Below are 17,063 nucleotides of genomic sequence, written 5' to 3' on the forward strand. Positions count from 1 at the left end.
GTGACGTGTACAAGTACATCCTTCGGAGATTGCTCCAGATGATCCCGGTGCTGCTTGGTTCCACGTTCATTATCTTTGCCATGGTTTTTGCCCTACCCGGAGATCCCACGGCAGGCATGTGCGGTGAGCGCCCTTGTGCGCCCGCGTTCGTGGCCAAGTTCAAGCAGGAGCACAACCTCAACGACCCGCTGCCGACGCGCTACGCCAAGTACATGGGCAACCTCGCCCAGGGCGACCTCGGCACCACGTTCCGCGACATCAAGGTGGCGGACGAGCTCAAGCAGCGTTACCCCACGACCGCGAAGCTCGCCGGCATGGCGATCATCTTCGAGACGCTGATCGGCGTCATCGCCGGCGTGATGGCCGGGATACGCAAGGGCAAGTTCATGGACAACCTCGTCCTCGTGAGCACCTTGTTCGTCATCGCCATCCCCATCTTCGTCATCGGCGCCACGCTGCAGTACTACCTCGGGGTCAAATGGGGTCTTCGACCAGTGACGGTCTCACCGCAGGCGACGGTCAACGAGCTGTTGCTCCCGGCCTTCGTCCTCGGTAGCACCTCGGTCGCCTACGTCGCGAGGCTCACGCGCACCAACCTGGTGGAGAACCTGCGGGCGGACTACCTGCGCACCGCCATCGCCAAGGGCCTGACGCGGCGGCGGGCCATCGGCCTGCACGCCCTGCGCAACTCGCTCATCCCGGTCGTCACCTTCATCGGTGCCGACTTCGGCGGACTCCTCGGTGGCGCGATCGTTACCGAGCGCATCTTCAACATCCAGGGCGTGGGTGGCTACCTGTTCACCGGCATCCACAACCGGGACGGGGTGTCCGTCGTGGGCACCGTGACCGTCCTGGTGCTGGTGTTCCTGCTCGTCAACCTGCTCGTCGACCTCTTGTACGGCGTGCTCGACCCGAGGATCAGCCATGACTGAGGCATCGACCATTGCCGTTGGCGCCGAGACCAGTGCACCCGCGGGGCACGACGAGGCGCGTTCGCTGACCTCCGATGCCTGGCGGTCCCTGAAGAAGAACCCGATCTTCTGGGTCTCGATGGCGCTCATCGTGGCGTTCCTGCTGATGGCCGTCTGGCCGTCGCTGTTCACCAACGTCGACCCCGCCGAGGCGGTGCTGAAGCAGGCGCGCGAGCGTCCCAGCGCCAACGCCTGGTTCGGTCGTGACATCCAGGGCTACGACATCTACTCGCGCACCATCTACGGTGCTCGCGCGTCGATCCTGGTCGGTGTGTTCGCGTCGATCGCGACCGTGCTGATCGGTGGCGCGATGGGTGTCATCGCCGGGTACTACGGCGGTTGGCTGGACGCCGTCGTCTCCCGTGTGACGGACATCTTCTTCGCGATCCCGCTGCTGCTCGGCGGCATCCTGTTCATGGCGACCTTCCCCAACGACGTCGACTCGCCCTACCTGCTCGTGGTGGGCAAGGTCGTGCTGGTGCTGTCGATCTTCGGCTGGCCGGGACTGGCGCGCTTGATGCGCTCGAGCGTCCTGCAGGTCAAGCCGAACGACTACGTCCAGGCCGCTCGCGCCCTGGGGGCCACGCCGTGGCGGATCATCCGTGCGCACGTGCTCCCGAACGCGCTGGCGCCGATGATCGTCGTGGCGACCATCAACCTCGGTGTCTTCATCTCCGTGGAGGCCACCTTGAGCTTCCTCGGCATCGGGTTGACCCCACCGGCGATCTCGTGGGGTGTGGCCATCTCGGACGCCATCGTGGCGTTGCGGACGACCCCGCACATCCTGCTGTTCCCCAGCCTCTTCCTGAGCCTGGCGGTGCTGGCCTTCATCATGCTCGGCGACGCGGTGCGCGATGCCTTCGACCCGAAGTCGCGCTGAGCGGAGAGACACAGATGACAACCTCTGAAACCATGGCCCGGGAGTCTGCGAAGTCCTCCGGCCAGACCTACAAGCCCCAGGACGGTCTGCTCCTCGAGGTGGAAGACCTCCACGTCGAGTTCCACACCCCCGACGGCATCGCCAGGGCGATCAACGGCGTCAACTTCGACCTCTTCGAGGGCCAGACCCTGGCCATCCTCGGTGAGTCGGGGTCGGGCAAGTCGGTGACCGCCCAGGCGATCATGGGCATTCTCGACATGCCGCCGGCAGTCATCCCCAAGGGTCAGATCCGCTACTGCGGCCAGGACCTGCTGACCATGCCGGACGAGCAGCGTCGCCGGACCCGGGGCCCGGAGATCTCGATGGTCTTCCAGGACGCGCTGTCCTCGCTCAACCCGGTGTTCCCGGTGGGCTGGCAGATCGCCGAGATGTTCCGCGTGCACCGCGGCATGAACAAGTCCGACGCCCTCGAGCGTGCGGTCAAGCTCATGCAGCGGGTGCAGATCCCGGCGGCCAAGGAGCGGGTGGGGGCCTACCCCCACCAGTTCTCCGGCGGCATGCGTCAGCGCATCATGATCGCGATGGCCATCGCGCTCGACCCGGCGGTCCTGATCGCCGACGAGCCGACGACTGCCCTGGACGTGACCGTCCAGGCGCAGATCATGGCGCTGCTGCAGGAGCTGCAGGAGGAGCGCCAGATGGGCCTCATCCTGATCACCCACGACCTGGGCGTGGTCGCCAACGTGGCCGACAAGATCGCGGTGATGTATGCCGGTCGGATCGTCGAGCGCGCTGACGTGTACGACCTGTACCGCCAACCGGGCCACCCGTACACCAAGGGCCTGCTCGAGTCGATCCCACGGCTCGACCAGAAGGGACAGCAGCTCGCCGCCATCGGTGGCCTGCCGCCGAACCTGATGCGGATCCCGGAAGGCTGCGCCTTCAACCCGCGCTGCAAGTTCGCCCAGGACGTGTGCCGCGAGGACCGTCCCGCCCTGCTCGAGGTCGCCCCCGGCCGAGAGAGCGCCTGCCACTTTGCCGAGGAGGTCCTCCATGGCTGAGGCCATTCTGACTGCGACCGACCTGGTCAAGTACTACCCCATCAAGGGCGGCGTGCTGCGCCGCAAGGTGGGTGACGTCAAGGCCGTCGACGGCGTCAGCTTCGAGCTCCTCAAGGGCGAGACGCTGGGCATCGTCGGTGAGTCCGGGTGTGGCAAGTCCACCCTCGGGCGCCTGCTGATGCGTCTGGAGGAGCCCACCTCGGGCTCGGTCGTGTTCGACGGTGTCGACATGTACGCGCAGAAGGGTCGCGCGATGCGCAAGCTGCGTCGCGACATCCAGATCGTGTTCCAGGACCCCTACACCTCGCTCAACCCTCGCAAGACGGTCGGCGACATCGTCGGGGAACCCTTCGACATCCACCCCGACGTGGTGCCCCGCAAGGGACGCCGCAAGGCGGTGCAGGACCTGCTCGACCTGGTCGGCCTCAACCCGGAGCACATCAACCGCTACCCCCACCAGTTCTCCGGTGGCCAGCGGCAGCGCATCGGCATCGCCCGAGGCATCGCGCTCAACCCCAAGGTGCTGATCTGCGACGAGCCGGTCTCCGCGCTCGACGTGTCGGTGCAGGCGCAGGTCGTCAACCTGATGGAGAAGCTGCAGGACGAGCTCGGCCTGTCCTACATCTTCATCGCGCACGACCTGTCCGTGGTCCGGCACATCTCCGACCGCGTCGGTGTCATGTACCTCGGCAAGATGGCAGAGCTGGGGGAGGAGGATGACATCTACGGTCGTCCCACCCACCCCTACACCCAGGCCCTGCTGTCAGCCGTCCCGGTGCCGGATCCGACGCTGCGGGACAAGAAGGAGCAGATCGTCCTCAAGGGCGATGTCCCCTCGCCGGCCAACCCGCCGTCGGGCTGCCGCTTCCACACCCGCTGCTGGAAGGCGCAGGACAAGTGCAAGACCGACATCCCGCTGCTCGAGCTGCGCCCCGACGGCGCCGGCGAGCACCTGTCGGCCTGCCACTTCGCGCAGCCGCGCGAGATCATCGAGACGATCGACGTCTCGGACCTGGCGGATGGGGACCTCGACACGGGTCGGCGCGACACCGCGTCGCTCGAGCCCGTGGGTGACGGCCCCGCGGACTCCTGACCCGCGACCAACGCGGCCGCACGGCATACGCAGACGACGGCGTCGTTCCCCATGCGGGGAGCGGCGCCGTCGTCGTCCCCCCTCAGAGGCGTCGGTTGAGCGAGAACACCCGCCCCAGCAACGGCATCAGGACGATGTTGAGACCGTGCAGGATCCCGATGATGAGGAGTATGCCGCCGAGGCGGCCCAGCTCGAAGGTCACCTGCGCCGCGGACACCTTCCCGCTGATGTCGTTGCCCCAGTCGTGTTGCGGCGCAACGTGCAGCGAGAACAGGATGTAGGCGGCGAAGATCAGGTAGTAGACGATGTCGGTGAGCACGATGTAGCTCTTGCCCGTCAACGGGTTGTCATGGAACACGTCGGCGGCGTAGGCCCGGCCGAACCGCTTGATGAACGGGCCGAGCCACAGGGCGATGGCGAGCAGGGCGAGGTTGGTCCCCGCCTCGAGAATCCACCAGGGCATGTGCAGTCCTCTCTCGTCTCTGGGAGTCAGGGCCAACAAGGCGGTCGCGGTGCCGGCTACGGCGACGAGCCAGGCCGCGGCGACCCGACGGACCCGCCGTCGCCGGGCGCGGTCGTGGTCGATGCCTTCGACGACCCGGGCGAACAGGTCGGGTGACGCGATGTGCACGCGGCCCTCGGCGACCAGGGCATCGTGGAGACGGTCTTCGAGCGCACTCATCGCGTCTCCTCCAGGGTGACGGCCAAGGATCTCAGGCCGCGTTGCAGATGGGTCTTGACCGAGTTGGGGGACAGGCCAAGGGTCCGGGCGATGTCCTCGACCGACAGCTCCAGGTAGTAGCGCAGGGCCACGCAGTCGCGCTGTCGCCGGGGGAGCTCGTGCAACGCCGCGACCACCTCGAGGCGCGACTCGCGGGCGGCGGCGGTCTCCTCTGCAGAGGGTTCGTCAGGGACAGCCGGTGGCCGGTGTCGCAGCGAGACCAGACCACGCCGATTGTGGTCCCGGGCGAGGTTGATGACGATCGAACGCAGGTAGGCCGCGGCCCGCTCCGGGTCGCGGATCCGCCCCGCACTGCGGGACAAGCGGATGAACGCCTCCTGGACGAGGTCCTCGGCCGCAGTGCGGTCCTCGACGAAGAACCGGGCGAGCGAGACCAGCCGGGCGCCTTCGGCGACGAACAGCGCTGACACCAGAGTGTCGACGGCGGCCTGCGCGGTCGACTCCCCGATGCTCCCTGTCAGCATTCCCACGGACTCCATCACCTAGACAGACGAACGCCTCGACCTGTTGGGTGACAACGGATTTCGAAGAACTTTTCTGGGGCACCCATGTCACCCGATGTCTCCTGGTGTCGCGTCTGTCGAGGTGTCAGCACACCTGCTATCTCGCTCAAGGAGACATCATGGGTACCTCGGAGGCAACACCTGTGTGGCGTAGGACGGGCATGGTCGTGGCGGGGGTCGCGCTGGTCGGCACGTTGGGGGCGCTCGCTCCTGCAGTGGCCGGCACGGCGAACGTCTTCCGTGGTGACCTCTCCGACCTGGCGCCGACCGCATCGGGTCCGTTCGACCACGCCAGCGCCCAGCTGGTCCTGGTCGGTGGTGGTTCGGACGCCAACGCCGTCCTGGTCGTCAAGGGCGTGGACCGCTCGGTCGCGGGGCGGACGTTCGGCGCCCACCTGCACACCGGGCCCTGTGTCGCGGGCAACGGCGGCGCCGCTGGGCCGCACTACAACCACAGCGGAGTCGTGCCCCCGGTCGCGAGCAGCACCACCGAGATCTGGCTCGACTTCACCGTCAACGGGGGCGGCAACGGTCAGTCGATCTCGCAGGTCCACTGGGTCCCGGACCCGGGCGAGCGCTCTGTGGTCATCCACCAGAACCCGACAGCCCCCGACGGAACCGCCGGTCCGCGGATCGCCTGCCTGCCGGTGGTGTGGTGACCATGGCGTCCTCACCTGTGACACCGCTGCGCGCGGGACTCGTCGGTCTGGCCCTCGGCGCCGGCTGGGGGGTGGTCGCCAGGGCCTGGATGCGGATGGTGTCCACCAGCCCCGAGTTCAGCTGGTCGGGGACGCTGGCGATCGTGGGTCTGAGTGCCATCGTCGGGCTGCTCGTCGGCCTGTCCTGGCGGGCCCGGCAGGCGACCGGGTGGCGGCGCTGGTTCAGGTTCCTGTTCGTGCCGGGCCTGATCCTGTTTGCCGGACAGGGGTTGCCGCTGGCGCCGGGGTTTCTCATCGCCGGGCCGCTGCTCCTTCGTCGCGGGCTGCTCGCGCGGTTCGTCAGCCTTGTCGCGATCATCGGTCCGGGTGCGCTCTTCTGGTGGACGGACCGGCTCGACGAGGTGACGATGCTCAGTGCCCCGTACCACGTGCAGGTCGGCCTGTTGTTCGGGATGCCTGTGCTGGCAACGGCATTGGCTCTAGCAGGACACCTCGTCATGGGGCCACTGGCGCGTCAGGCTCACTCCGTGTCGCCCGAACGCGCCCGCAGCAACCGGCGCAGCGACTCCAGTCTCGAGGTGCCTGCCGGCCCCGCCTGACCCGAGGCGACCCAGGCGTCGAGGGCGCACTCCTCCTCGTCATGGGTGCAGCCCCGGGGGCACTGCGAAGTGCCGGCCTCGAGGTCGGGGAAGTGCTGGATGATCCGGGCGAGGTCGACGTGGGCCAGGCCGAAGGACCGCACGCCAGGAGTGTCGATCACCCAGCCGGCGCCCTCGGGCAGGCGCAGCGCGACGGCGGAGCTGGAGGTGTGTCGGCCGCGACCGGTGAAGTCGTTGACGACACCGACCGCTCGGCGGGCGTCCGGGACCAGGCCGTTCACCAAGGTCGACTTGCCGACGCCCGAGTGCCCGATGAAGACGCTGATCCGGTCGACGAGCTGCTCGTGGAGCGCCTCGAGACCCTCGAATCCAGAGTCCCCGGTGGCGGTCACGATGTATCGGACGTTGAGGGGGGCGTAGTGGGCCAGGAAGTCGTCGGCGTCGGCGAGGTCGGCCTTGGTCAGGACCAGCAGGGGGTCGAGTCCGGCATCGTAGGCAGCGACCAGGCAGCGATCGATCATCCGGGGACGCGGCTCGGGGTTGGCCAGTGCGGTGACGATGACCAGCTGGTCGGCGTTGGAGACGATCACGCGCTCGACGGGGTCGGTGTCGTCGGCGGTGCGACGCAGGACCGAACGCCGCGGCGTGAGCCGCACGATCCGGGCCAGGCCGTCGGGGTTGCCCGTCGTGTCGCCGACCAGCTCCACGTCGTCGCCCACCACGATGCCCTTGCGCCCGAGCTCCCGAGCCTTCATCGCGGTGACGATGCGTTCCGGGTTTCCTTTGCCACCAACGCCCTTCGCCACCAGGACGGTGTAGCGACCGCGGTCGACCGCGATGACGAGACCAGGGACCGCGTCCTCGTGCGCGGGGCGGTCCTTGGACCTCGGCCGCGACCCGCGACGGCTGGGACGGATCCGGACATCGCTCTCGTCGTAGTCCGACGTGCGGCGGGTCATGGGGTGGCAGAGCCCGGTTCGACGAGCTCGTGCCAGAGGCCCACGAAGTCCGGCAGGGTCTTGGCGACCGTGTCCGGGGCCTCGACGACCAGCCCCGGTGCACGCAGTCCCAGTAGTGCTCCCGCCATCACCATGCGGTGGTCGGCATAGGTGTGGAACAGCCCACCGCTCAACGGGCGCGGCGTGATGCGCAGCCCGTCCTCGGTCTCGGTCACCACGGCGCCCCTGGCGCCCAGCTCACGGGCCAGGGCGGCCAGCCGGTCCGTCTCGTGCCCCCGGATGTGGGCCACCCCGCGGATCACGCTGGGGGAGTCGGCGAGCGCGGCGAGCGCCGCCACCACGGGCGTGAGCTCGCTGGCGTCGTGGAGGTCGATGTCGATGCCGTTGATCTCACCGGTGCCCGACACGGTGAGCCCTTCGCGGGACAGCGATACGTCCGCGCCCATGATGTCGAGGATGTCGCGGATCGCGTCGCCTGCCTGGGTCGTGTGCTGTGGCCAGCCCGGCACCGTGACCCGGCCGCTGGTCACCAGGCCAGCCGCCAGGAAGGGCGCGGCGTTGGAGAGGTCGGGCTCGACCTGGACGTCGAGTCCGTTGATCTCCGAAGGCTCGACCCGCCAGGTGTTGGCGTCCCCGTCGTCGACGATCGCGCCGGCATCGCGCAGGGTCTCCACGGTCATCTCGATGTGCGGCTCGGACGGGACCGGCTTGCCCTCGTGGTGGATGGTGACGCCGCCGTCGTAGCGGGGGCCCGCCAGCAGGAGCGCGGAGATGAACTGGGACGAGGAGGAGGCATCGAGCGTGACCGAGCCGCCCGGCATACGCCCGGTGCCGTGGACGGTGAACGGCAAGGTGCCGCGCCCGTCGTCCTCGACCTGGGCACCGAGGACGCGCAGCGCGTCGAGCACCGGGCCCATCGGGCGCACCCGCGCCTGCACGTCGCCGTCGAACGTCACGAGCCCGTTGGCAAGAGCCGCGACAGGAGGCAGGAAGCGCATCACCGTGCCAGCCAGGCCGCACTCGATGTGGGCGCCTCCGCGAAGGGTCGCAGGGGTGACGACCCAGTCCGGAGTGGCGGATCCGTGTGCCGTCGTGTCGTCGACGCCGGCGCCCAGGTCGCGCAGTGCCTGCGCCATGAGCAGGGTGTCGCGCGACCGCAGGGGGCGGCGCAGCAGGGACGGTCCGTTGGCGAGAGCCGCCAGGACGAGGAAGCGGTTGGTGAGGGACTTGCTCCCCGGCAGGGTGACGTCGGCCTCGACCGGTCGTCGTGCCGTCGGGGTGGCCCACCCTGGGCCGTCTGCACTCGTGTCAGCAGCGGACGAGCCGGTGGACTTGGCAGTGGACGAGACGTGCGATGGATCAGGTGAGGGCATCGTGCGCCTGCGTCGCGGCCAGCTTGGCCTCGCGGCGTGCGGCTCGGGTCGCAAGCTTCGCCTCGCGCTTGGCCCGCTTGGCGGTGCGCTTCGCGGAGCTGCCTGCGAGACCGGCGCGATAGGCCAGCCCAGGCTTGCCCTCGGTGTCGACGCTGGCCAGGAGCAAACCGCCGATGAGGCCGACGTTCTTGAGGAAACCGATCCGCTGGGCGCGCTTGGCCGCGGGGTCGGTCTCGGCCCAGAACTGGTGTCCCACATAGGTGGTCGGCACCATCGCGCCCGCGAGGACCAGCGAGGCGACGCGCGGAACCCGACCCGTGGCGAGGAGCGCTCCGCCGCCGACCATCGCCGCGCCGTTGGCCCGCACGAGGAGCTCGGGGTCGTTGGGCAGACCGAGCGGCGCGAGCTTCTCGGCGAACGGCGCGACCTTGGCGTTGAGCGCGGAGGGATGGCGCAGCTGCTCGAGTCCCTGCACGACGAAGATCGCGGCGAGCATCGGTCGGGCCACGCGGCGGACGAGGGTCATGTTCACTCCTGGGTGGTGCCTGAGGGTGCGGTGGGGTCGCGGGTGGATCCGCGGATGTTCGCAGTCGCCTCCATTACTACCGTATTGGCAGGTCAGCGTCGCTGCGTACCCTGTCCAGCATGTGCGGCCGATATGCAGCCACTGCCAACCCCGACGAGCTCATCGAGGAGTTCGAGGTCCAGCTGGACCAGTCCCGTGAGCACGCCCGCAGCATCCTCAAGAACCCCCAGTCGCCGCCCGCCGGTTCGCCGGACTTCAACCTCGCCCCCAGCAAGCAGGCACCGGTCATCCTCACCCGCGCACCACGCCACACCCAGGAGGGGTATGCCGGTGAGGCGGCTCCCGTGCGTCAGCTGCGGTTGCTCACGTGGGGGCTGGTGCCCAGCTGGGCCAAGGACACCAAGGTCGGCATGCGGATGATCAACGCGCGCGCGGAGTCGGTCCTGGAGAAGGGGTCGTTCGCCAAGGCCGCCGCGTCGCGTCGCTGTCTGGTCCCTGCCCAGGGCTGGTACGAGTGGCAGAAGTCGCCGGTCAGCACCGATGCCAAGGGCAACCCGCGCAAGCAGCCCTTCTTCATGCACCGGGCCGACGGCGACGTCGTCGCGTTCGCGGGACTGTACGAGTTCTGGCGGGACCGCGAGATCGCGGACGGCGACGACCCCGAGGCCTGGCTGACGACGTTCACGATCATCACGACCGAGGCCGAAGCGGGCCTCGACCGGATCCACGACCGCCAGCCGTTGGTGCTCGAGCGCGAGGACTGGTCCACCTGGCTCGACCCGTTGACGACCGACCCCGCCGAGGTCGGACGGCTGCTGGCCTTCGCGTCCCCGGGTCGGTTCGAGGCCTATCCGGTCGGCACGGCCGTGTCGTCCAACCGCAGCAACGGTCCCCAGCTCATCGAGCCCGCCGGTGTGGACGAGCTCGACGGCGTGGTCGACCCGATGACGGGCGAGATCATCGGCGGCGACACCGCGGCTGACGCAGACGAGACCCGAGGGGGGCCGAACCCGGCATGAGCAGTGAACGCGTGGTCGAAGTCGAGACGCCGCTGGGCCCGGCCCGGGTGCAGCTGGTACGGCCGGCCAGGGCCCGCGGCACGGTCGTCCTGACCCACGGAGCCAGTGGGGGGATCACGGCCGACCTGCTGGCCGTCCGCGGCGGCCTCGTGGCCGGCGGCTGGGCCGTCGCGCTGGTCGAGCAGGCATGGGCCGTGGCGGGTCGCCGGATGCCGCCGCCGGCCGCCACCCAGGACCCGGCGTGGCTGCCTGTCCTCGAGCGGCTCACCAGCGGGCGGGGCACGGTGCCGCGACCGCTGGTCGTCGGGGGCAAGAGCAACGGCGCCAGGGTGGCCTTCCGCACCGCCCACGCCACCGGTGCCGATGCGGTGCTCGCGCTGGCCTTCCCGCTGCACCCGCCCGGCAAGCCGCTGGCGTCGCGCGCCGAGGAGTTGCGCGCTCCCGTGCCGCACGGCATACCCCTGCATGTGCTGCAGGGGGAGACCGATCCGTTCGGGACTCCCGAGGAGGTGCGGGCCGAGCTGCCGGATCCCTCGTGGGTGACGGTGGTCAAGGGCGGCCACGGGTTCACGAGGAAGCCGGACGACGTGGTGGCGGCCGCCGTGGCCTTCGTCCGCTCGGTCGGCTAGCGCGCGCCCCCAGAGGCGACCCCAGAGGCGGGCCCTAGTTGCGTGCGAACCCGGTGCCTCCGGGCACTGCGCCACCGCCGGTGAACCCACCACCCGTGAACCCACCACCCGTGAAGCCGCCGGTCTGACCACCGAACGTGCCGCCGGTGAAGCCGCCACCGACACGGTTCTGGTTCGTCGTCGTGGGGATCGCCTCGTTGGCGTCGGCCAGCAGCACCGTCTCCCCGGCCACCAGTCCCTTGCTGACCTGGCTGCGCGTCGGGCCGACGGTCCCGAGCGTGACTGACGTGCGGGTGGCGACACCGCCCTTGACGACGGTCACGAACGCAGACGTCGCCGACACGGTCGTGATGGCTGAGTTCGGGACCGTGACCACCCCGGCTGCCTGGCCGACCAGGATGCTGACCGAGGCGCGGGCACCGCTGGCCAGCGTCGCGGTGGCCTCAGCGACCAGCACGACCACGGGGTAGGTGGCGGCGCTCCCGGATGTCTGCGTCGGGAGCAGGCCGACCTGCTGGACCGTCCCCTCGACGGCGGCGACCGCACCCGGCGGCGTGACGTCCGCCTCCTGCCCGACGGCGACCTTGGGGATCGAGGCGACCGGGACATCGACGGTGACTGTCGCGCCGGTGCCGCCGATGATCGTGATGCCGTTGGAGCCGGCGCTCTCCCCGACGGTCAGGCCCACCGCGGCCACCGTGCCGGCGACCGGCGCCGTCAGCGTGGCCTGCCCGAGGGCGGTCTGAGCCTGTTTGAGGGCGAGCTCGGCCTGGGTGACGCTTGCTTCGTCCGAGGCGACCCGGCTCGCGGAATCCGTGCTGCCAGAACGTGATCCGGTGCCGGTCTGGGAGCCAGTCCCGGAAGGCGAGGTGTTTCCGGTGCTGCCGGACGTCCCGGTCTGACCCGTGGACCCGGTGCGACCACCGGTGCCGCCAGTGTTGCCGCTGCTTCCCGTCGAGGTCTGGGCGGCAGCCTCGGCCTGCTTGGCGAGCGCCTGTGTCCACGCCTGTTGCGCAGTGGCCAGTCGGTCCTGGGCTGCGGTCACCGAGTCCTGGGCCGCTGTCACGGCGTGCAGGGCTGCCTGCGCGGTCCGCATCGCCTTCAGGCAGGAGGCCAGGGCTGCTGTGTCATCAGCCGTGGAGGGAGTGCTGGGGGTGGACGCGGCAGTGGAGGTGGTCGGGTCGGGTGCCGGGGTGGTCGAGGTGCCCGTCGGCGTCCCCGTCGGGGTGGACCCGTTTCCGTCCAGGACGTCAGCGCAGGAGTCGTCAGCCGCCGCAAGGGCAGTGGTCGCGGCCTGCTGGGCTGCCGCGACCTTGGCCTGCGCGGCGGCGACGGCCTCCTGCGCCTTGCGGACGCTCTCGGGGACGCCCTGCCCCTGACTGGTCTTGCTCCCGGTCGGGATCGGGTTGGGTGTCGCCGCAGGCGTGCTCGCCATGAAGGCCGCCGGCAGGGCGGACAGAGCCGTCGTGCCGCCCTGGGAGCTGGACGTCGTGGTCGTGCTCCCCGACTGGTCGGACTCGAGGGTGGCTCGGGCGCGGGCCAGTGACGCCTTGGCCTGCACGACGGCGTCCTCGAGGTCGGCCTTGTCGAGGCGGGCCAGCTGCTCGCCCTTGGTGACCGACTGGCCGACCGTCACGCCGATCGAGGCGACCTGGCCCGAGACCACGAAGGTGGCCGTCTGCTGGTCGACCCGTTGGACCGTTCCGGTGAAGGCCAGCCGCTGGTCGACCGTGCCGGTGGTCGCTCGGGCGGTCCGGTAGCCGCTGGTGGGGTCGTCCGAGGCATAGGCACGCGCGACGAACCCGGCGCCCAGCAGGACTGCGACGGAGACGGCCGCCGCTGCGGAGCGAACGGCCGGGCGTCGCCTGGTGCGTGAGTCAGCCATTGGTGGCTCCCGTGGGTGCGGTGCCACGGAGAAAGCCCTGGCTGCAGGATCCGTTCTCGGCCGGACGAACAGCCACCGAGGTGGCCGCTATCGCGCCGGTGTCGTCGGCCTTGCCCTCGGCGGTGACGCAGGTGCCGACGGCGGCGGCCTTGGCCGTCGCGCGGACGGTCTTGGTGTACGTGGTCTGCGACGACGTCGTCACGCTCACGGTCCGGGTCTGCGTCGTCGAGCTCGAGCCCGGGCTGGTGGTCGAGGCGGACCCCGCCGTCCCCGTGGGACGCTCGAAGACCGGGCTCGCGACCGTGAATCCGCCGGCGCTGACAGCGGTGACTCTGCCGAAGGCGGCCCCGAAGCCACCCTGGCGGCCCCCCGTGGTTCCATCCGGCCGGCCAGTCCGGGTGCCGCTGGGCGCCCCGCCCGGGATCCCGCTCGGCGCAGCCCCGCCGCCCGGGACTCCCTGCCCGGGACCGCCCGGCAGTCCGCCAGCGCCGCCGCGCCCGAAGCCGGCCGTGCACGCTCCGTCGACGGCGGGACTGATGCTCACACTGCTGGCGGCGACCGGCTGGGTGGCCTGCGCCGAGGACGACGCCGAGGGCGGCGTCTCGGAGGCCGTCGCACTGCGCACCGCGACGCACGCACCGACGACCACGTCGGCCGAGACCGCCGCGACCTGGTTCGTGAAGGTCGTCTTGGAGGTGTAGGTGACCGCGGTCTGGGTGCTGGTGCCCTGGACCTGAAGGGTCGTGCCGTCGACGGCCGCGACGAGGCCACTGGCCCCGGGGAAGCGGGCCTGCCCCGGGCTCCCTGCCCCGCCCAGCGCTCGCTGGGTGGTCGGCGCGGAGGTGGACGTCGGAGAGGTCGCGTTGTTGCCTCCGCCGCACGCCGCGACGAGCAGGACCACAGAGACCAGGGTGGCGGCCCACGGCGCCCGGGTGAGAGTCGACATGATGATGGTGCTCCTGAGTTCCGTTGGGGCGCAGGTCATTCGCTGCGCAGAGCGTCGATGGGGGCCAGTCGGGCAGCACGAGTCGCGGGATAGACGCCCGCGCCGATCCCGATGGCGACAGAGATGAGGAGCGCGCCCGCGGCAACGTACGGCTCGATGGTCACGGGCTGGTCGATCAGCGAGGGGAGCAGCCGGGCGCCGGCATACCCGAGGGCGAGGCCGAGCACGCCGCCGGCGAGCCCGAGCGCACTGGCTTCGGTGAGGAACTGGCGCCGCACCGCCCGCGGAGTGGCGCCCAGTGCCTTGCGCAGGCCGATCTCTCGGATCCGTTCGGTGACCGACACCAGCATGATGTTCATGACGCCGATCCCTCCGACCAGCAGCGAGATCGCGGCGATGCCGGCGAGCAGGATCGTCAGGGTCCGGTCGGTGGAGGTGGCCGTGGCCACGAGCGATTCCTGGCTGGCGATCGTGAAGTCGGCCGACGCCGCGGTCACGCCGTGCGACACCAGCAGCGCCGCATGCGCTTCCTGGTATGCCGCGGACAGGGACTGCTGCGACGTCGCCTTGAGGTAGAGGGTGCTGATCGACGCCGCGTTGCCCGTGGAGGTGAGTCGCGCGGCATACGTCGTGCCGGGGATGACCACGGTGTCGTCCTCGTCGGAGGTGGTGGACGAGCCGATCGAGTCCAGTACCCCGATGACGGAGTAGGCGGACCCATCGATGGTGATGGTCTGGCCGACGGGGCTGCGCCGGCCGAAGAGCTCGGTCGCGGTCGTCGTGCCGATCACCGCCACCTGGGCTGCCGCCGACTCCTCCGCCGAGGTGAAGAACCGGCCGTCGGTGGTCGTGCGGGAGCGGACGGGGAACCAGGAGGGCGTGGTCCCCACGACCTGGGTGGTCCAGTTCGTCGTCCCGGCGACGACGCTCTGCGACGAGGTGCTCACCGGTGCCAGCGCGGCGATGTCAGGAGCCACGCTGGGGTCGGACAGCATGGTCGCGTCCCGGGTGGTCAGCGTCGAGGCGGAACCACGGCCGCCGCGCAGACCGCTGGTGGTGCTGCTTCCCGGGGAGACGATCAGGAGGTTGGAGCCGAGCTTGCCGATCTGGTCGCGCACCGTCTGCTGGGCACCCTGGCCCAGACCGACGGTCAGCATCACCGCGGCGATGCCGATGAGGATCCCGAGGGTGGTCAGCACCGAACGCAGCCGTCGCGCCGAGATCGCCTCGAGTGCGGTGCGCAACGTCTCCGACCAGCTCATGCCCCGACCCCCGACGTCACGAGGTCCTCCAGGCGGCCGTCCCGGATCCGCAGCGTGCGACGGGCGCGGGCGGCGACATCGGCCTCGTGGGTGATCAGCGCGATGGTCCGCCCCGAGTCATTGAGCTCGTCGAGCAGCCGCAGGACGTCCTCGGTGGAGGCGGAGTCGAGGTTGCCCGTGGGTTCGTCGGCGAGCAGCAGTGACGGGTCGGTCACCAGGGCCCGGGCGATCGCCACCCGCTGCTGCTGGCCGCCCGACAGCTCCCCGGGGCGGTGGTCGATGCGGTCGCCCAGCCCGACCCGCTCGAGCGCTGCGACGGCCCGCTCACGCCGTTCCGCCGCGGGAGTGCCGGAGTAGCACAAGGGGAGTGCGACGTTGCGCCACGCGGACAAGGTCGGAAGCAGGTTGAACTGCTGGAACACGAAGCCGATCCGGGCGTTGCGGATCTCCGCCAGCTCGGCCTCGCTGAGCCCGGTCACATCCTGTCCGGCCAGCTCGTAGACGCCGGACGTGGGGACGTCCAGACAGCCCAGGATGTGCATGAGGGTGGACTTCCCGGATCCCGACGGACCCATGATCGCGAGGTACTCACCGGCTTCGACCGTGAACGACACCTCACGCAGCGCGGCGACCTCGAGGCTGCCGGTGGCGTAGGTCTTGCTCACCTCCGTCAGGCGCAGGATCTGCGAGCCCCAGGAGGCGCTCACTGACCGGCCCCCACGGGCGCCTGGCCGCCAGCCGGGCCGCCAGCCGGGCCACCAGCCGGGCTACCAGCCGGGCCGCCGGCGGGGAACTGGCCCTGACTGCCACCCGGGAACTGACCGGTCCCCTCGCCATTGCGCTGTCGCTGGCCGGTGCCGCCCGTGCCGTTGGTCACGCCGGCGGGGAGGCGGATCTGGCGCACGACGACCTGGTCGCCCTGCGACAGGCCTGAGGTGATCTGGGTCGACGCGCCGTAGACGGTCCCGATGACGACCTTGGTCCTGGTCTCCTTGCCGTTCTTGCTCAGGGTCACGTACGTTGCGTCGCCCTCTGACGTCAGGGCCGCCGACGGCACGGTCAGCACGTTGTCGACCTGCTTGACGACGATCGCGGCGCTCACGGTGCCGCCGGCGTAGAGACCGGTCGGGGAGCCGGTGACCTTGATGACGACCGGGAAGGTCGCGGCTCCGCTGCTGCCCGTCGAGGCCATGATGCCGACCGAGCTGACCGTGCCGAACACGCGCTGGGCACTCCCATCGGGGGTGATGTCGACCTGCAGCCCCTTCTTCACGCTCGCGAGGTCGGACGCCCCGACCGAGGCGTTGACCACCCAGGCGTTGGTGGCGATGACGACGACCTGCGCGGTCGAGGTGTCACTCGATGTGTTGGCGCCCGACGTGCCGCCGGAGCCCCCCGAGCCGCTCGAGCTGGAGCCGACCGCGTCGCCCGTGGCGATGCTGACCGCTGCCACGGTGCCGGCGATGGGGGAGCTCAGCGTCGCGTCGGCCAGAGAGGCCTTGGCCCGGGCGAGGCTGCTCTGCGCTGCTGCGAGCTGGGCCGCAGCGGATGCCACCTGGGCGGAGGTGCTGCCGCCGGCGGCGGTGACCTGGTCCTCGGCTGCGCTGACGCTCGCCTGGGCCGCGTCGACCGCTGCCTGCAGGTCGGTGTCGTCGATGGTGGCGACGGCGGCACCCTTGGCGACCTTGTCGCCCACCGCGACCGGAACCGTGGTGACCGTGCCGGCGACCTGGAACGTCAGGTCGGCGCGCTGTGCCGGTGCCAGGGTGCCGGTGGCTGCCACGGTCTGGCGGATCGTCCCGACTGTCGCCGTTGCCGTGATGGTGGTGGTCGTGGCCGCGCTCTGGTCCGGTCGAGCCAGTGCCCAGCCACCCACGGCCGCGCCCGCCACGACGACCGCGCCAGCCAGGGCGATCCACTTCTTCTTGCCAAGAAGGCGCCTGCCCACGGTGTGCT

General features: G+C 70.4%; 18 protein-coding genes. 8 read left to right on the forward strand and 10 right to left on the reverse strand.

Features of this window, described 5'->3' with window-relative positions; genetic code table 11:
• Positions 1–5: 5 nt before the first annotated feature.
• From EAH86_RS12250 to EAH86_RS12265, 4 genes are read left to right on the forward strand one after another with little or no spacing between them, the layout of a single operon-like run.
• Positions 6–932: an ABC transporter permease gene (locus EAH86_RS12250; protein ID WP_140741104.1), complete on the forward strand. Its 927-nt coding sequence runs from the start codon at positions 6–8 to the stop codon at positions 930–932.
• Complete coding sequence (locus EAH86_RS12255; protein WP_140741106.1) at positions 925–1,851, forward strand: ABC transporter permease; 927 nt, start codon at positions 925–927, stop codon at positions 1,849–1,851. The genes EAH86_RS12250 and EAH86_RS12255 overlap by 8 nt, the downstream gene beginning before the upstream one ends.
• A 32-nt stretch (positions 1,852–1,883) precedes the next feature.
• A complete protein-coding gene (locus tag EAH86_RS12260) occupies positions 1,884–2,912 on the forward strand; it encodes an ABC transporter ATP-binding protein (protein ID WP_140741108.1) in 1,029 nt (342 codons plus the stop codon).
• Complete coding sequence (locus EAH86_RS12265) at positions 2,905–4,005, forward strand: ABC transporter ATP-binding protein (protein ID WP_140741110.1); 1,101 nt, start codon at positions 2,905–2,907, stop codon at positions 4,003–4,005. The genes EAH86_RS12260 and EAH86_RS12265 overlap by 8 nt, the downstream gene beginning before the upstream one ends.
• A gap of 82 nt (positions 4,006–4,087) precedes the next feature.
• Here EAH86_RS12265 and EAH86_RS12270 read toward each other — a convergent pair whose 3' ends face one another.
• Positions 4,088–4,687 (reverse strand): hypothetical protein, encoded by a 600-nt coding sequence (locus tag EAH86_RS12270; RefSeq protein ID WP_140741112.1) that lies wholly within the window; start codon positions 4,685–4,687, stop codon positions 4,088–4,090.
• Positions 4,684–5,211, reverse strand: a complete 528-nt coding sequence (locus EAH86_RS12275) for an RNA polymerase sigma factor (RefSeq protein ID WP_140741798.1) — start codon at positions 5,209–5,211, stop codon at positions 4,684–4,686. Before EAH86_RS12275 ends, EAH86_RS12270 begins: the two co-directional genes overlap by 4 nt.
• A 158-nt stretch (positions 5,212–5,369) precedes the next feature.
• Here EAH86_RS12275 and EAH86_RS12280 point away from each other — a divergent pair, with 158 nt between their 5' ends.
• Both EAH86_RS12280 and EAH86_RS12285 read left to right on the forward strand, forming a co-directional pair.
• Positions 5,370–5,909, forward strand: a complete 540-nt coding sequence (locus EAH86_RS12280) for a superoxide dismutase family protein (RefSeq protein WP_140741114.1) — start codon at positions 5,370–5,372, stop codon at positions 5,907–5,909.
• 2 nt (positions 5,910–5,911) lie between these two features.
• Positions 5,912–6,508, forward strand: coding sequence for a hypothetical protein (locus EAH86_RS12285; RefSeq protein ID WP_140741116.1), 597 nt, complete (start codon positions 5,912–5,914; stop codon positions 6,506–6,508).
• On the opposite strand, the gene rsgA is transcribed toward EAH86_RS12285, so the two are convergent.
• Genes rsgA through EAH86_RS20550 form a run of 3 tightly spaced genes read right to left on the reverse strand, consistent with a single transcriptional unit; the run spans position 6,430 to position 9,366 of the window.
• The gene (rsgA, locus tag EAH86_RS12290) at positions 6,430–7,467 is read right to left on the reverse strand and encodes a ribosome small subunit-dependent GTPase A (RefSeq protein ID WP_140741118.1); all 1,038 of its coding nucleotides are present in this window, start codon (positions 7,465–7,467) and stop codon (positions 6,430–6,432) included. The genes EAH86_RS12285 and rsgA overlap by 79 nt on opposite strands.
• Positions 7,464–8,840 carry a 3-phosphoshikimate 1-carboxyvinyltransferase gene (gene aroA, locus EAH86_RS12295; protein WP_140741120.1) on the reverse strand — a complete coding sequence of 459 codons (1,377 nt, stop codon included), beginning with the start codon at positions 8,838–8,840 and terminating at the stop codon, positions 7,464–7,466. Before aroA ends, rsgA begins: the two co-directional genes overlap by 4 nt.
• Positions 8,827–9,366, reverse strand: a complete 540-nt coding sequence (locus tag EAH86_RS20550; RefSeq protein ID WP_194150777.1) for a DoxX family protein — start codon at positions 9,364–9,366, stop codon at positions 8,827–8,829. Before EAH86_RS20550 ends, aroA begins: the two co-directional genes overlap by 14 nt.
• A 119-nt stretch (positions 9,367–9,485) precedes the next feature.
• On the opposite strand from EAH86_RS20550, the gene EAH86_RS12305 reads away from it, so the two are divergent.
• Both EAH86_RS12305 and EAH86_RS12310 read left to right on the forward strand, forming a co-directional pair.
• Positions 9,486–10,385, forward strand: a complete 900-nt coding sequence (locus tag EAH86_RS12305) for an SOS response-associated peptidase (RefSeq protein ID WP_140741122.1) — start codon at positions 9,486–9,488, stop codon at positions 10,383–10,385.
• The gene (locus EAH86_RS12310; RefSeq protein ID WP_140741124.1) at positions 10,382–11,014 is read left to right on the forward strand and encodes an alpha/beta family hydrolase; all 633 of its coding nucleotides are present in this window, start codon (positions 10,382–10,384) and stop codon (positions 11,012–11,014) included. Before EAH86_RS12305 ends, EAH86_RS12310 begins: the two co-directional genes overlap by 4 nt.
• Positions 11,015–11,048: 34 nt before the next feature.
• Here EAH86_RS12310 and EAH86_RS12315 read toward each other — a convergent pair whose 3' ends face one another.
• From EAH86_RS12315 to EAH86_RS12335, 5 genes are read right to left on the reverse strand one after another with little or no spacing between them, the layout of a single operon-like run.
• Positions 11,049–12,899 carry an HlyD family efflux transporter periplasmic adaptor subunit gene (locus EAH86_RS12315; RefSeq protein WP_140741126.1) on the reverse strand — a complete coding sequence of 617 codons (1,851 nt, stop codon included), beginning with the start codon at positions 12,897–12,899 and terminating at the stop codon, positions 11,049–11,051.
• Positions 12,892–13,845, reverse strand: coding sequence for a hypothetical protein (locus EAH86_RS12320; protein WP_140741128.1), 954 nt, complete (start codon positions 13,843–13,845; stop codon positions 12,892–12,894). The genes EAH86_RS12315 and EAH86_RS12320 overlap by 8 nt, the downstream gene beginning before the upstream one ends.
• A gap of 35 nt (positions 13,846–13,880) precedes the next feature.
• Complete coding sequence (locus tag EAH86_RS12325) at positions 13,881–15,107, reverse strand: ABC transporter permease (RefSeq protein WP_140741130.1); 1,227 nt, start codon at positions 15,105–15,107, stop codon at positions 13,881–13,883.
• Complete coding sequence (locus EAH86_RS12330; RefSeq protein ID WP_140741132.1) at positions 15,104–15,814, reverse strand: ABC transporter ATP-binding protein; 711 nt, start codon at positions 15,812–15,814, stop codon at positions 15,104–15,106. Before EAH86_RS12330 ends, EAH86_RS12325 begins: the two co-directional genes overlap by 4 nt.
• On the reverse strand, positions 15,811–17,055 hold the full coding sequence (locus EAH86_RS12335; protein ID WP_140741134.1) for an efflux RND transporter periplasmic adaptor subunit: 1,245 nt from the start codon (positions 17,053–17,055) through the stop codon (positions 15,811–15,813). The genes EAH86_RS12330 and EAH86_RS12335 overlap by 4 nt, the downstream gene beginning before the upstream one ends.
• Positions 17,056–17,063 lie beyond the last annotated feature (8 nt).

Origin of the sequence: Pedococcus bigeumensis (assembly GCF_006438965.1) — a bacterium.
Lineage (GTDB): Bacteria > Actinomycetota > Actinomycetes > Actinomycetales > Dermatophilaceae > Pedococcus > Pedococcus bigeumensis_A.

What these genes read in the sequence shown, in the direction of transcription:
- EAH86_RS12270 (WP_140741112.1), bottom strand. Translation starts at nt 4,687, where the DNA reads ATGAGTGCGCTCGAAGACCGTCTCCACGATGCCCTGGTCGCCGAGGGC.
- EAH86_RS12325 (WP_140741130.1), bottom strand. Translation starts at nt 15,107, where the DNA reads ATGAGCTGGTCGGAGACGTTGCGCACCGCACTCGAGGCGATCTCGGCG.
- EAH86_RS12255 (WP_140741106.1), top strand. Translation starts at nt 925, where the DNA reads ATGACTGAGGCATCGACCATTGCCGTTGGCGCCGAGACCAGTGCACCC.
- EAH86_RS12260 (WP_140741108.1), top strand. Translation starts at nt 1,884, where the DNA reads ATGGCCCGGGAGTCTGCGAAGTCCTCCGGCCAGACCTACAAGCCCCAG.
- EAH86_RS12280 (WP_140741114.1), top strand. Translation starts at nt 5,370, where the DNA reads ATGGGTACCTCGGAGGCAACACCTGTGTGGCGTAGGACGGGCATGGTC.
- EAH86_RS12320 (WP_140741128.1), bottom strand. Translation starts at nt 13,845, where the DNA reads ATGTCGACTCTCACCCGGGCGCCGTGGGCCGCCACCCTGGTCTCTGTG.
- EAH86_RS12315 (WP_140741126.1), bottom strand. Translation starts at nt 12,899, where the DNA reads ATGGCTGACTCACGCACCAGGCGACGCCCGGCCGTTCGCTCCGCAGCG.
- EAH86_RS12285 (WP_140741116.1), top strand. Translation starts at nt 5,912, where the DNA reads ATGGCGTCCTCACCTGTGACACCGCTGCGCGCGGGACTCGTCGGTCTG.
- EAH86_RS12275 (WP_140741798.1), bottom strand. Translation starts at nt 5,211, where the DNA reads ATGCTGACAGGGAGCATCGGGGAGTCGACCGCGCAGGCCGCCGTCGAC.
- EAH86_RS12310 (WP_140741124.1), top strand. Translation starts at nt 10,382, where the DNA reads ATGAGCAGTGAACGCGTGGTCGAAGTCGAGACGCCGCTGGGCCCGGCC.
- rsgA (WP_140741118.1), bottom strand. Translation starts at nt 7,467, where the DNA reads ATGACCCGCCGCACGTCGGACTACGACGAGAGCGATGTCCGGATCCGT.
- EAH86_RS12265 (WP_140741110.1), top strand. Translation starts at nt 2,905, where the DNA reads ATGGCTGAGGCCATTCTGACTGCGACCGACCTGGTCAAGTACTACCCC.
- aroA (WP_140741120.1), bottom strand. Translation starts at nt 8,840, where the DNA reads ATGCCCTCACCTGATCCATCGCACGTCTCGTCCACTGCCAAGTCCACC.
- EAH86_RS12305 (WP_140741122.1), top strand. Translation starts at nt 9,486, where the DNA reads ATGTGCGGCCGATATGCAGCCACTGCCAACCCCGACGAGCTCATCGAG.
- EAH86_RS20550 (WP_194150777.1), bottom strand. Translation starts at nt 9,366, where the DNA reads ATGACCCTCGTCCGCCGCGTGGCCCGACCGATGCTCGCCGCGATCTTC.